Source organism: Stappia sp. P2PMeth1, assembly GCF_900185735.1.
Lineage (GTDB): Bacteria > Pseudomonadota > Alphaproteobacteria > Rhizobiales > Stappiaceae > Stappia.
The window spans coordinates 53,945-67,888 of sequence record NZ_FYAW01000003.1 but is presented as its reverse complement, the minus strand read 5'-3'; the positions used below and the strand labels follow the sequence as shown (position 1 = coordinate 67,888).

General features: G+C 65.6%; 11 protein-coding genes. 7 read left to right on the top strand and 4 right to left on the bottom strand.

Features of this window, described 5'->3' with window-relative positions:
* Positions 1–4: 4 nt before the first annotated feature.
* A complete protein-coding gene (locus P2PM1_RS00735; RefSeq protein WP_186389386.1) occupies positions 5–1,486 on the bottom strand; it encodes a replicative DNA helicase in 1,482 nt (493 codons plus the stop codon).
* 429 nt (positions 1,487–1,915) lie between these two features.
* On the opposite strand from P2PM1_RS00735, the gene ugpB reads away from it, so the two are divergent.
* From ugpB to P2PM1_RS00715, 4 genes are all read left to right on the top strand, one after another.
* Complete coding sequence (ugpB, locus tag P2PM1_RS00730) at positions 1,916–3,235, top strand: sn-glycerol-3-phosphate ABC transporter substrate-binding protein UgpB (RefSeq protein ID WP_208985151.1); 1,320 nt, start codon at positions 1,916–1,918, stop codon at positions 3,233–3,235.
* Between the two features lie 137 nt (positions 3,236–3,372).
* Positions 3,373–4,254 carry a sn-glycerol-3-phosphate ABC transporter permease UgpA gene (gene ugpA / locus P2PM1_RS00725; protein ID WP_186389387.1) on the top strand — a complete coding sequence of 294 codons (882 nt, stop codon included), beginning with the start codon at positions 3,373–3,375 and terminating at the stop codon, positions 4,252–4,254.
* Positions 4,255–4,262: 8 nt separating this feature from the next.
* Positions 4,263–5,099, top strand: coding sequence for a sn-glycerol-3-phosphate ABC transporter permease UgpE (gene ugpE / locus P2PM1_RS00720; RefSeq protein WP_186397859.1), 837 nt, complete (start codon positions 4,263–4,265; stop codon positions 5,097–5,099).
* 5 nt (positions 5,100–5,104) lie between these two features.
* On the top strand, positions 5,105–6,157 hold the full coding sequence (locus P2PM1_RS00715; protein WP_186397833.1) for a sn-glycerol-3-phosphate import ATP-binding protein UgpC: 1,053 nt from the start codon (positions 5,105–5,107) through the stop codon (positions 6,155–6,157).
* Between the two features lie 55 nt (positions 6,158–6,212).
* Here P2PM1_RS00715 and P2PM1_RS00710 read toward each other — a convergent pair whose 3' ends face one another.
* Positions 6,213–7,346: a M20 family metallopeptidase gene (locus tag P2PM1_RS00710; protein ID WP_186397832.1), complete on the bottom strand. Its 1,134-nt coding sequence runs from the start codon at positions 7,344–7,346 to the stop codon at positions 6,213–6,215.
* A gap of 235 nt (positions 7,347–7,581) precedes the next feature.
* On the bottom strand, positions 7,582–9,258 hold the full coding sequence (locus P2PM1_RS00705; protein ID WP_186394234.1) for a methyl-accepting chemotaxis protein: 1,677 nt from the start codon (positions 9,256–9,258) through the stop codon (positions 7,582–7,584).
* Between the two features lie 285 nt (positions 9,259–9,543).
* Between P2PM1_RS00705 and P2PM1_RS00700 the strand changes: the two genes are divergently transcribed.
* The 3 genes from P2PM1_RS00700 to P2PM1_RS00690 all read left to right on the top strand — a co-directional run bounded on the left by P2PM1_RS00700 (position 9,544) and on the right by P2PM1_RS00690 (position 13,087).
* A complete protein-coding gene (locus P2PM1_RS00700) occupies positions 9,544–10,242 on the top strand; it encodes a glutathione S-transferase family protein (protein WP_186397831.1) in 699 nt (232 codons plus the stop codon).
* Positions 10,243–10,416: 174 nt separating this feature from the next.
* Positions 10,417–10,839 (top strand): nucleoside-diphosphate kinase, encoded by a 423-nt coding sequence (gene ndk, locus P2PM1_RS00695; protein WP_186389392.1) that lies wholly within the window; start codon positions 10,417–10,419, stop codon positions 10,837–10,839.
* 151 nt (positions 10,840–10,990) lie between these two features.
* Entirely contained in the window at positions 10,991–13,087 is a 2,097-nt protein-coding gene (locus P2PM1_RS00690) for a molybdopterin-dependent oxidoreductase (RefSeq protein WP_186397830.1), read from the top strand.
* 31 nt (positions 13,088–13,118) lie between these two features.
* Here P2PM1_RS00690 and P2PM1_RS00685 read toward each other — a convergent pair whose 3' ends face one another.
* Positions 13,119–13,862: a glutathione S-transferase family protein gene (locus P2PM1_RS00685; RefSeq protein ID WP_186397829.1), complete on the bottom strand. Its 744-nt coding sequence runs from the start codon at positions 13,860–13,862 to the stop codon at positions 13,119–13,121.
* Positions 13,863–13,944 lie beyond the last annotated feature (82 nt).

Here is a 13,944-nt window from a genome sequence, read left to right as displayed (position 1 = left end):
CGCGTCAATGCGGCTCGGGGAATCGGTCCGGATCGGCGAGGTCGGAGAAGCGGGTGAACTCGCCCTGGAAGTGCAGGTTCACTGTGCCGGTCGGGCCGTGACGCTGCTTGGCAATGATCACTTCGGCCCGGTTGCGCACCCTGTCAAGCTTCTCCTCCCACTTGACGAAGTCCTCGGTGCCTTCCTCCGGCATCGTCTTGCCCAGGTAATACTCCTCGCGGAACACGAAGAGCACCACGTCGGCGTCCTGCTCGATCGAGCCGGATTCGCGCAGGTCCGACAGGATGGGGCGCTTGTCGTCGCGCGATTCCACCTGGCGGGAGAGCTGGGAGAGCGCGATGATCGGCACATGCAGCTCCTTCGCCAGCGCCTTCAGCCCGGTGGTGATCTCGGTGATCTCCTGGACGCGGTTGCCGCTGTTCTTCTGCGAGCCGGTGAGGAGCTGGATATAGTCGACGATCAGCAGGTCGAGGCCGCGCTGGCGCTTGAGGCGGCGGGCGCGGGCCACGAGCTGGGCGATGGAAATGCCGCCGGTCTGGTCCACATGCAGCGGGACGAGCTGCATGGTCTGGGCGGCGGCGGCCAGTTTTTCGAAGTCGTGCTCGGAAATGTCGCCGCGGCGGATCTTCGAGGAGGAAATTTCGGTCTGCTCGGAAATGATACGGGTTGCGAGCTGCTCGGCCGACATTTCCAGCGAGAAGAAGCCGACGACGCCGCCATTGACGGTCTTCATCGAGCCGTCCGGCTGTTCCTCGGCCATGTAGGCCTCGGCGACATTGTAGGCGATGTTGGTGGCGAGCGAGGTCTTGCCCATGGCCGGGCGGCCGGCGAGCACGATGAGGTCGGAGGGCTGGAGCCCGCCCATCAGCGCGTCGAGATCGCGCAACCCGCTGGCGATGCCCGACAGCGCGCCCTCGCGTTGGAAGGCGGCGGCCGCCATTTCGATGGTGGCGGTCAGCGCATCGCCGAAGGAGACGAAGCCGGTATCCGTGCGACCCTTTTCCGCCAGTTCGAACAGGCGCCGCTCGGCATCGTCGATCTGGGCTGCCGGCGGCATGTCGATCGGCGCGTCGAAGGCGATGTTGACCATGTCCTCGCCGATGCGGATGAGGTTCCGGCGGATGGCGAGGTCGTAGATCGCCCGGCCGTAGTCTTCCGCATTGATGACGGAGGCGGCGTCGGCGGCGAGCCGCAGGATGTATTGCGCCGCCGACATATCGGCGATGCGGGCGTCCTGCGGGAAGAAGGTCTTCAGCGTGATCGGCGAGGCGACCTTACCGGCACGGATGAGCTGGCCGGCTTTCTCGTAGATCTCCCGGTGCGGGGCGATGAAGAAGTGGTCCGGCTCGAGAAAGTCGGAGACACGGTAATAGGTCTCGTTGTTGACGATGATGGCGCCCAGAAGCTGGCGCTCGGCCTCCGCATTGTGCGGGGCAACGCGCATCGATGCGGCGCTGGTGTCGTTCGCCGGAACGGTAGCCTTCATGACGCCTGTTTTCCCTTCTCAGCCCTTGTTCCTAGCGGAGGCGGAAGGAGGGGGGAAGCGCAAAACCCGGGCAGCAGGATTTCCACGAAAGGAACGGGGAAAACGCCGCCGTCCGGTTGACGTGGCGAGCCGACTTCGTTCCGCCGGCAAAGGGCCTGACAGCGGCCTTGACCCCGCGCATGACAGGAGTTTGACCGCCTTGTCCGCAGTCGCTGGGGGAACGGGGCGGATCTGCGATTCCATACGTGCAAACGGGCTCTTGCGTCCGTCATGGAAGTGTCGCTTAATGTTCATGTGAGCGACATAAGGCGTTCATATGAAACAAATACGAAATGCGGAGAGTTTCGTTCAACGCGCCTTCCATGCCGGAAGCCGTGTTGGCCAGAACCGCATGTCGGGCCGGTTGCCCGAGCTTTGGGAGAGCAAAACATGGCTTATCGCAAGACCCTGGCCGGTCTGGTCGCCGCAACGATGCTTGCCGGCAGCACCACCGCGTCCTTCGCCGCCACCGAGATCCAGTGGTGGCATGCCTTTACCGGCCGACTCGCCGATCTGCTGAACGAGCAGGTCGAGAAGTTCAACGCCTCGCAGAGCGACTATGTCGTCGTCGCCTCGCACAAGGGCAACTATTCCGAGGCGCTGAATGCCGGCATTGCCGCCTTCCGCGCCGGCGAGCAGCCGCACATCCTTCAGGTCTTCGAAATCGGCACCGCCACGATGATGGCCGCCAAGGGCGCCATCAAGCCGGTCTACGAGCTGATGGCCGAGGCCGGCAAGCCGATGGACCAGAGCGCCTATCTCGCCTCCGTCGCCGGCTACTACACCACCACTGCCGGCGAGATGCTGTCGTTCCCCTACAACTCCTCGACCCCGGTTCTCTACGTCAACAGTGACGCCCTGCAGGCGGCCGGGATCGCCCCGGACGTCGACCTCACCACCTGGGAAAAGGTCGGCGAGGTGCTGGACACGCTGAAGGCTGCCGGTGCGGCCTGCCCGCTGACGACCGCCTGGCAGAGCTGGGTGCATCTGGAGACCCTGTCGGCCTATCATGACGCTCCGTTCGCCACCAAGGAGAACGGTTTCGCCGGCACCGACACCGAACTGACCTTCAACGGTCCCGTTCAGGTTGCCCATATCGAGGCGATGGGCCAGTGGGCCAAGGACGGCAAGTTCATCTATGCCGGTCGTCGCAACGAAAGCGGTGCCCGCTTCCGCGCCGGCGAATGCGCGCTGTTCACCGAATCCTCGGCCGGCTATGCCGGCGTGAAGGCCGAGGCGCAGTTCGCCTTCGAGATCCGCCCGCTGCCGTACTGGGCTTCGGTCGAGGCCGCGCCGCTCAACACGATCATCGGCGGCGCTTCGCTGTGGGTGATGGCCGGCCACAAGGCCGAGGAATATGCCGGCGTTGCCGAGTTCCTGAACTTCCTGTCGTCGGCCGAAATCCAGGCCAAGTGGCACCAGGACACCGGCTATCTGCCGATCACCTATGCCGCCTTCGACACGACCAAGGCGTCCGGCTTCTACGAGGCCAATCCGGGCACGGACATCGCCGTCATCCAGATGACCGGCAAGGCGCCGACGGCCAACTCGAAGGGCCTGCGGCTGGGCAGCTTCGACCAGATCCGCGGCATCATCGACGAGGAACTGGAAGCGGTGTGGGCTGGCGACAAGTCGGCGAAGGACGCGCTGGATACGGCCGTGGAACGCGGCAACCAGTTGCTGCGCCGCTTCGAGCAGGCCAACCGCTGATCTCCTGAAACGGCCGCGGAAGCACGGCGCGCCCGCTTCCGCGCCCACCCCGAGAAACGGGAAACGGTCCGGCGATCCGCCGGGCCGTTTTCGCCCGTCGGCGAGGCTGCCGGGCTGACCAGCCGGGATCGTGCGCCATGCACAAACACGTCGTCTTCAACAACCGGGTGCTGCCCTATCTGCTGCTCGCGCCGCAGATCCTGGTGACGCTCGTCTTCTTCTTCTGGCCGGCGGGCCAGGCGATCTACCAATCGGCCTATATCCCCGATCCCTTCGGCCTGTCCTCGCAGTTCGTCGGCTTCGGCAATTTCGAGTTCCTGCTGCGCGATCGCTACTATCTCGCCTCGTTCAAGACCACGGTGGTGTTCTCGACCCTGGTTACGGTGGTGTCGATGGGCGCCGCGCTCTGGCTGGCGGTGATGGCCGACCGGGTGATCAAGGGCTCAAGCGCCTACAAGACGCTGCTGGTGTGGCCCTATGCGGTGGCCCCGGCGGTCGCCGGCGTGCTGTGGCTGTTCATGTTCAATCCCAATGTCGGCCTGGTCGCCTGGTATCTGAAGGCGATGGGCTACAACTGGAACCATGTGCTGAACGGCGATGAGGCGATGGGGCTCGTCGTCGTCGCCTCCGCCTGGCGCCAGATCAGCTACAATTTCCTGTTCTTCCTGGCGGGCCTGCAGGCGATCCCGAGAAGCGTGATCGAGGCGGCGGCCATCGACGGGGCAAGCTTTGCCCGCCGCTTCTGGACCATCGTCTTCCCGCTGCTGTCGCCGACCACGTTCTTCCTGCTGGTGGTCAACGTCGTCTACGCCTTCTTCGAGACGTTCGGCGTCATCCATACGATCACCGGCGGCGGCCCGCAGCAGGCGACGACGATCCTCGTCTACAAGGTGTTTTCCGACGGCTTCGTCGGCCAGGACCTCGGCTCGTCGGCGGCCCAGTCGGTCATCCTTCTCTTCGTGGTCGGGCTGCTGACGGTGGTCCAGTTCCGCTACATCGAACGCAAGGTGCATTACTGATGAGCGGCATGGTCGAAAAACGCGGGCTCGGCATCTGGCTGACCCATATCGGGCTGATCATCGGCATCGCCATCATCTGCTTTCCGATCTACATGGCCTTCGTCGCCTCGACGGTGACGCAGCCGGAAATCGCCCGTCCGCCGATGCCGCTCATTCCCGGGCCGCATTTGATCGAGAACTACACGGCCGCATTGACGCGGGGCGTCAACTCGCCGGTGCTGCTGATGCTGTTCAATTCCAGCGTGATGGCGCTCGGCATCACCATCGGCAAGATCGCGATCTCGATCATCTCCGCCTATGCGATCGTCTATTTCCGCTTTCCGTTCCGCATGGCGTTCTTCTGGATGATCTTCCTGACCCTGATGCTCCCCGTCGAGGTGCGCATCGTGCCGACCTACGAGGTCGTCGCCGGGTTCGGAATGCTCAATTCCTATACCGGCCTGATCCTGCCGCTGGTCGCCTCGGCGACGGCGACCTTCCTGTTCCGCCAGTTCTTCCTGACCGTTCCGGACGAGTTGATCGAGGCGGCGCGGGTCGACGGGGCCGGGCCGGTGCGCTTCTTCCTCGACATCCTGCTGCCGATGTCGCGGACCAACATCGCCGCGCTGTTCGTGATCCTCTTCATCTACGGCTGGAACCAGTATCTCTGGCCGCTGCTGATCACCACCAAGCCGGAGATGAACACCATCGTGATGGGCATCAAGCAGATGTTCCCGTCCGGCGACGACATCGCCAACTGGCCGGTGATCATGGCGACGACGCTGCTCGCGATGCTGCCGCCCGTCGCCGTCGTCATCTTCATGCAGGGGCTCTTCGTGAAGGGGCTCGTGGAAAGCGAGAAATAGGTTCCATGGCGAAGATCGGTTTTTCGAATGTCCGCAAGTCCTACGGCCCCACCGAGGTCATCCACGGGGTCGACGCGGAAATCGCCGATGGCGAACTGATCGTCATCGTCGGGCCGTCGGGCTGCGGCAAGTCCACCTTGCTGCGGATGGTGGCGGGGCTGGAGACCATCACCGCGGGCGAGATCCGCATCGGCGACCGGGTGGTCAACGATCTGGAACCGCGCGAGCGCGACATTGCCATGGTGTTCCAGAACTACGCGCTCTATCCGCATATGTCCGTCTTCGACAACATGGCCTACGGCCTGAAGATCGCCGGCGTTCCCAAGGCGGAAATCGCCGAACGGGTCGCGCAGGCGGCGAAGATGCTGGAACTCGAGCCCTATCTCGACCGCAAGCCGCGCCAGCTTTCCGGCGGCCAGCGCCAGCGTGTCGCGATGGGCCGGGCGATCGTGCGCAAGCCATCGGTCTTCCTGTTCGACGAGCCGCTGTCGAACCTCGATGCCAAGCTGCGCGTGCAGATGCGCGTGGAGATCAAGACGCTGCAGCGCCGCCTCGGCGTCACCTCGCTCTATGTCACCCACGATCAGGTCGAGGCCATGACCATGGCCGACCGCATCATCGTCATGAACGGCGGCAATGCCGAGCAGGTCGGCACGCCGCTCGCCGTCTATCACAAGCCGGCGACGGTCTTTGTCGGCGGCTTCATCGGTTCGCCGCCGATGAACTTCCTGCAGGCGGCGCGGCTTGCGGCAAGCGGCCTCCTGCGCAAGGTGACGGAGACCGGCGGGGCGGCCGGCGCGCTCAATACGGTTGGCGTGCGGCCGGAGCACCTTGCCTTCTGCTCGGCAGGCGAGGCGGTGCTGTCGGGCAAGCTGATGATCGCCGAGGCTCTCGGGGCGGAAACACTGGCCCATGTGGAACTCGACGACGGCGAGCGGATGATCGTGCGCATCGAGGGCGGGCGCGAGGTTCCGGCGGCCGGCGCGCGGGTGCATCTTTCCTGTGCGTCCGAGCATCTGCACTATTTCGGCGCCGACGGGAAGCGGCTGCCCGATTGACCTGGACAACAAGTCCGGCCGGCGCTCGATTGGCGCCGGCCGTCCGTCTTCGTCCTCACTCCAGCGTTTCGATCAGCCTGACCATGAGTTGCATCCGCTCGCCCAAGGAGGGGATGAGGATGTGCTCGTTGAGGGTGTGGACATCGTCGCCGTCGGGCCCGAGCCCGTCGAGCGTCGGAACCTTGTCGGCGATGAAATTCCCGTCCGAGCCGCCGCCGGTCGTCTCGCCGATCAGCTCGAAGCCGATTTCAGCGGCCAGTCCCGTCGCATGGTCGAACAGCGCCTTGCTGGCGGGCGATTGCTCGAAGGGCTGGCGATTCATCCCGCCTGTGATCGTCAGCCTGGTGTCCGGCGTTTTCGGCGCAAGGCCGGTAATGCGGGCGACCATCTCCTCGGCCGCCGTGAGCGTCGGTACGCGCAGATCGATCTCGGCGCTCGCGAATTGCGGCACGACATTGGTGCCACTGCCGCCGCGAATCTCGCCGACATTGACGGTGATCTCGCGGTCATAGTCGGTCATCGCCTCCAGCGCGATGATCTGGTGGGCAAGCTCGGTCACCGCGCTGCGGCCCTGCCAATGACGGGCGCCGGCATGGGCGGGGCGGCCCTCCACCTTCAGCGTGAAACGGCCGACGCCCTTGCGGGCGGTGACCACATGGCCGCCGTTGCGAGCGGGCTCGGTTACGAGGGCGTATTTGGCTGCACCGCCGAGCCGCTCGATGAGCGCCCGCGACGTCGGGCTGCCGACCTCCTCGTCCGAGGTGAAGAGGATGCTGACCGCAAGGGCAGGGGGCGTGGCCCCGGCCTTGATGTCGGCCGCGACTGAGCGCATGGCGGCAAGGCCGTTATAGGCGCCGCCCTTCATGTCGCAGATGCCGGGACCGTAACAGCGGTCGCCTTCGATGCGGATCGGCAGGTCCTTGTCGATGGTGCCGCGTGGGTGAACGGTGTCGAGATGCGACAGGAAGAGAATGCCAGGCGCGGAGTGGTCGCCCCAGGGTGAGCGCACCAGCAGGTGGTCGCCATGGCCGTCGCGGCCGGGAAAGCGCTCGGCGGTGGCGCCGAACGCCTCGGCCTGCGCAGCGACGAGATCCATCAGCCGGTTGAGCCCCTCGACATCCGGCGTGTGCGTCTCGATGCGTACCCAGTCAAGCAGGCCGGCGAGCAACTCCTCCGACGACGGCTTCATGTCTATCCTCATGCGATGTGAAAGAAAATCGGGTGGGGGCGTCATGTTAGCCCGCTGTTTCGCTGTTAGCGAGGGGCAATGACGATGGGTGGGACGGCACGGCTTGCGAGCAACCGAAGCCGTAGCGTCGTGGGACGAAAAAAGCGCCGGCCCGAGGGCCGACGCTTCACGTTTGCTCCTTCCGCCCAGAGAGGTGGAGGCCTGGGAGGTGGAGGCCTGGGAGGCGGAGGCCTGGTCAGGCGGCGCGAACGCCGGTGAGGAAGCTCTCGACTTCCCGCTTGAGGGCGGCGGCGTCCCGGTTCACGGCGGCGGCGGCTGATGCCACGTCGCCGGCGGCGCTGCGGGTGTCGCTGGCGGCATGGGAGACGCCGAGAATGTTCGAGGTGACCTCCTGCGTGCCGCGCGAGGCCTCCTCGACATTGCGGGCGATCTCGCCGGTTGCCGCACCCTGTTCCTCGACGGCGGCGGCGATGGCGGCGGCAATGGCGTTCATCTCCTCGACCGTACGTCCGATCGACTGCACCGCGCCGACGGCGATGCGCGTTTCGCTCTGGATCGCGGTGATCTGGGAGGTGATCTCCTCGGTTGCCTTGGACGTCTGGGAGGCAAGCTCCTTGACCTCGGCGGCGACGACGGCGAAGCCGCGCCCGGCCTCGCCGGCGCGGGCCGCCTCGATGGTCGCGTTCAGCGCCAGCAGGTTGGTCTGCTCGGCGATGGCGGCGATCATGCTGACCACCTGGCCGATCTTCTCGGCGGCATTGGCAAGGCCCTGGATCTGGCTGTCGGTGCGCTGTGCCTCGCCGACCGCCTGCGAGGCGATCTGCGACGACTTGGAGACCTGCGAGCCGATCTCGGAGATCGACGACGACAGTTCCTCGGTCGCCGAGGCGACGGTCTGCACATTGGCCGCGGCCTGCTGGGCGGCGGTCGCGACCGTCGTCGAGCGGGCGTTGGTGCTTTCGGCGATGTCGGCCATGGAGCGGGCGTTCTGCTCCATGTTGCCGGCCGAGGAGGTCACCGCGGTCAGCAGGGCGGTGGCGCTTTCGTCGAAGCGCCGGGTCATCTCCTCGATGCGCTGCGCCCGCTGCTCACGCGCCCGCTGCTCCTCGACCTGGGCGGAGGAGAGATCCTGCGCGCGCAGCATGCCATCGCGGAACACTTCGGTCGCGTCTGCCATCTTGCCGATCTCGTCCTTGCGGCCGGCGCCCGGCACGGAGACCGAGAGGTCGCCCTGGGCGAGGTGGCGCATGGCCTCGGTGATCGCGGCGATCGGCCGGCTGATGCTGTTGGCCAGCAGCAAGGCAGCCACGCCGATCAGGGCGATGAGCGGCAGGATCCACAGGGCGCTGGTCAGCAGCTTGCCGTAGAAGGCACTGGTGACGTCGTCGACATAGAGCGACGTGGAAATCGTCCACTGCCAAGGTGCGTGGGGCAGCGAATAGGCGATCTTCGGCGCAGGAACCGTCTCGCCGAGGCGGGGGAACATGAACTCGGTATAGCCGCCACCATTTCGAGATGCGTTGACTTGGCTGCTTACGAAGTCGACGCCGTTTTCGTCGCGCGACGACCACATGTTCTTGCCTTCCAGCGCGGTGTTGGGATGGGCGAGTACCGTGCCCTGGTCGGCGGGGCTCGCGTCGATCGCGAGGAAATAGTCGGTGCCGTTGAAGCGCATGGTGCGCAGCATGGACTTGGCGAGCGCCTGGGCTTCCTCCACGCTCATCCGCCCCTGCCTTGCTTCCTCGGCAATGGCGGCCACGAGGCTGGCCGCAGTCTCAACCTGGGTGCGAACCAGTTCGCGGCGGTCGTGCATCATCGAGCCGTAGAGCGAATAGATCTGGACGCCTGCGACGAGAAGCAGGGCTGCCAGTGTGCCGGCGACAAGCGTCAGCATTTTCTGTTTGATGGACATGGCGGGAGGCGACCTCGAGACAGTGAAGATGTCGCAATAGGTAAGGGGAACTACTGAATTACCGGTAAATATTCCGGAGAAACAAATGAGATTCAGTTCTTGCCCATACGTCATCTACTTCATTTTTCAATCTCTGATTGTTGGTAATTTCTGTATTTGAACGTCTGGGTTGGTGTGTCGCCGGCGGGGGGGCAAACAGCCGTCGCGGCTTGGCCGGGTGCAATGTGGGCTATAAGGTCTGCTCCGACAGTGCGTTGCGATCCGATGACGAGGGGAGGGAACAGTTTGAGCCTTGTTCTTTACGAGTTGTGCGGCGCCGATGCGGGCCGCCCCTTCAGCCCCTATGCCTGGCGCATCCGCATGGCGCTCAAGCACAAGGGGCTCGATTTCGAATGTCGGCCGAAGCCGTTCACCGAGATCCCGGCGATCGCGCCGGAAGCCGGCAGGACGGTGCCGATCCTCGTCGACGGCGACAAGACGATCTGCGACAGTTGGGCGATCGCCACCTATCTGGAAGATGCCTATCCGGACCGGCCGAGCCTGTTCGGCGGGACAGGCGGACGGGCTGCGGCGAAGCTCGTCGAGGGTTGGGTGAACGGCTCGGTGAGCGCGCTGATCGCGCGGCTCATCGTCAAGGACATCTGGGACATCCTGGCTCCGGCCGACCAGGCCTACTTTCGCGAGACGCGCGAAGTGCGGTTCGGCATGAGCCTGGAGGAGGTGCAGGCCGGGCGCGAGGCGCGCCGCGCCGATCTTGCCACCGCGCTGCTGCCGCTGCACCTGATGCTGAAGAGCCAGCCGTTTATCGGCGGCGAGGCGCCCCTGCACGGCGACTACCTGCTTTTCGGGACGCTGCAATGGGCGCGGATCGCGAGCCCGTTCGAACTGCTTGAGCCGGACACGCCGGTTGCACAGTGGCGAGAGCGCTGCCTCGATCTCTTCGCCGGCTTCGGACGCAGCGTGCCGGCGGCCCGATCGATCTGAAAAACAGCGGAAAACAGCGACCCTTGCGCCTTGCGGGGGCGTCCGTCCCCGGCTATACGCATGGCGCGCCCGCTCACGGGCGCACCGAGATCATGGATCGTCCGGCATCAAGGCGCGGACGGGCGGGGCCCGCGGGGCGCGAGGTCCTGCCGGACAACAACGGGAAAACGACTGATGGCGATCGAGCGTACCTTTTCGATGATCAAGCCGGACGCGACGCGCCGCAACCTGACCGGCGCGATCACCAAGATGCTGGAGGATGCCGGCCTGCGCGTCATCGCTTCCAAGCGCGTGTGGATGTCGCGCCGCGAGGCCGAGGGCTTCTACGCGGTGCACAAGGACCGTCCGTTCTTCGGCGAACTGGTCGAGTTCATGTGCTCGGCGCCGACCGTCGTGCAGGTTCTGGAAGGCGAGAACGCCATCGCCAAGAACCGTGAAGTGATGGGCGCCACCAATCCGGCCAATGCCGACGAGGGGACCATCCGCAAGACCTTTGCCCTGAACATCGGCGAGAACTCGGTGCACGGCTCCGACGGCGCGGACACCGCCGCCCAGGAGATCGCCTACTGGTTCTCCGAGACCGAAATCGTCGGCTAAGGCTGCGGGTCGCCTCGCGGCAGCGCACCGAACGAGATCTGGAAGGGCCGGCCGTCGCGCCGGCCCTTTCGTTTGTCCGGCGACCGGTCCTTGACATGATGGCGGCGGCAGGGCGAGCCTTGGCGCCGTTCCCCCTGCCCGCGAGAGACGCATGAACGCTCCTGTTGCCACCGACCCCATCCTGAAGGCCTCCGCCTGTCCGCATGACTGCCCGTCCACCTGCGCGCTGGAGGTCGAACTCTTTGCCGACGGGCGGATCGGACGGCTCCGGGGCGCACGGGCCAACGCTTATACAGCCGGCGTCATCTGCGCCAAGGTCGCGCGGTATTCCGACCGGCTCTACCATCCGGATCGGCTGACGCGGCCGTTGAAGCGCGTCGGGGCGAAGGGGGAAGGCCGCTTCGAGCCGGTGTCGTGGGAGGAGGCGCTGGACCTGGTCGCGGCCGCCTTCCTCAAGGCCGAAGCCGAGCATGGGCCCCAGGCCGTTTGGCCCTACCACTATGCCGGCACGATGGGCCTGGTGCAGCGGGACTCGATCCACCGTCTGCGTCATGCCAAGCGCTATTCTCGCCAGTTCGACACGATCTGTACCAACATGGCCTGGACCGGCTACATCGCCGGAACGGGCCGGCTTGCCGGACCCGATCCGCGCGAGATGGCGGTCGCCGACATGGTGGTGATCTGGGGCACCAACCCGGTCTCCACCCAGGTCAACGTGATGACCCATGCGATCACCGCGCGAAAGACGCGCGGGGCGAAGATCGTTGCCATCGACGTCTACCCGACCCAGACCGTGAAACAGGCGGATCTCGGTCTTGTGCTGAAGCCTGGCACGGACGCCGCGCTCGCCTGCGCGGTGATGCATGTGCTGTTCCGCGACGGCTATGCGGACCGCGATTACCTTGCCCGCTACACCGACTGCCCGGACGAGCTTGAGGCGCATGTCGCGCAGCGCCCGCCGGAATGGGCGGCGGCGATCACCGGCCTTTCGGTGGAGGAGATCGAGCTCTTCGCCCGGATGGTCGGCGAGACCAAGCGCACCTTCTTCCGTCTTGGCTATGGCTTCACCCGCCAGCGCAACGGCGCGGTGTCGATGCATGCGGCCTCCTGCATCGCGGCTGTGACCGGCGCCTGGCAGTATGAGGGCGGCGGCGCGTTCCATAACAACGGCGCGATCTATACGCTCGACAAGTCGATGATCGAGGGCCATTCGCTGATCGATCCGGCGGTGCGGCAGCTCGACCAGAGCCAGATCGGCCGGGTGCTGACGGGCGATGCCGAGGCCCTGCGGCACGGTCCGCCGGTGACCGCGATGCTGATCCAGAACACCAATCCGGTGTCGGTGGCGCCCGAACAGGAACTGGTGAAGCGAGGCTTTGCCCGCGAGGATCTCTTCGTCTGCGTGCATGAGCAGTTCATGACCGAGACGGCGATGATGGCCGACGTGGTGCTGCCGGCGACGCAGTTTCTTGAGCATGACGACATCTACAAGGGCGGCGGGCACCAGTATCTGCTGCTGGGGCCAAAGCTTGCGGAGGGGCCGGGCGAGACCCGGGAGAACCTCTACGTGCTCAACGAGATCGCCCGCAGGGTCGGCGCGGCCGAGCATCAGGGCTTTGCCATGAGCGCGCGCGAGCACATCGACTGGATGCTGAAGGCCTCCGGCTTCGGCTCGCTGGAGGCGATCGAGCGTGATCGTTGGGTCGACTGCCAGCCCGACTTCCGGACTGCGCATTATCACGACGGCTTCAATTGGCCGGACGGCAAGTTCCGCTTCAAGCCCGACTGGCCGAAGGTGCCGGCGCCCAATGACGGACCGATGGGTCCGTTCGCCGACATGCCGGCCTTGCCCGACCACTGGGCGGTAAACGAGGTGGCGGACGAGGAGCATCCCTTCCGCCTCGCCACCTCGCCGGCGCGCTCCTTCCTCAACTCGACCTTCAACGAGACCGCCTCCTCGCGCGACAAGGAAGGACGGCCCGACCTGATGATCGGGCCGAAGGATGCCGAACGGCTCGGGATCGCCGATGGCGACCGTATCCGCATCGGCAATCGGCGCGGTGCGGTGATCCTCCATGCGCGACTGAACGAAGGACTGAAGCCCGGCGTCGTCGTGGCGGAGGGGATCTGGCCGAACGACGCCTATCCGGACGGGCGGGGCATCAACACGCTGACCGGTGCGGATGCCGTTGCGCCCTATGGCGGGGTGGCGTTCCACGACACGGCCGTGTGGGTGCGCAAGGACTGACCGTGCGCACTGGCAATCGGCTGAGGGAGCCTCAGGCGGCCTGTTCTCCGCGCAAGGTGGCGGGAATGCGTGCCGCCGGGCCGAACACCGTGCGCTCGAACCGCAACACGTAATCCGCCAGCGTCGGGATCGCGGCCGCGTGGCGCATCAGCGGCGTGTCGATGTCGCTGGCGAGGATGTTGAGCACGACGCCGACAACGCTGGCATCGACAGTGGTCGGACGGTCGCCCATCAGGAAAGCCTTGTCGTCCAGAAAGGTGGCGATGGCGTCGAGGGACATGCAGCCGAAACGGTAGATGTCTTCCGGCGTATGACGGCCGAGGCCCTGCGCCTGCAGTGTCCGGGTGACGCTCTCCCGGCGGGCGCTCAGGACGTCCCGCCGCATGTCTTCGGGAACTCCGGCAAGGGCGGTGGAAAGGATCATCTTCTCGCCGGCAGGGTCGATCCATCGGGCATGGACCATGGTCCAGCGCAGGTGTTCCTCGACCATACGACGGAACGCTTCGGCCATGGCCAGTTCGACGCCAGTCAGCGTTTCGTCGATGGCGAGGCCGTAATGGCGCTCGAGGTGACGCTGAATCAGCGAACTGTCGGGAATGACGAGGCTGCCATCTTTCAGCACCGGGACCTTGCCGTGAGGCAGCGCAGCAAAATCGGTGGTCGGTTCCATGCGATAATCGCAGCCGGCCAGCGCCAGCAGGGCTTCCGCCTTGTAGCAGAAGGGAGAAAGGCTGCGAATGTCGGGGGCCGGCGGGAAATTGATGAGAACGAGCATGGCGGCATCTCCTGGGATTGCGTCTGGCCCGAGTCTTGTAGGCGGCTCCTCCTGACAGCATACTGTCAGCATCGTTTGGCAG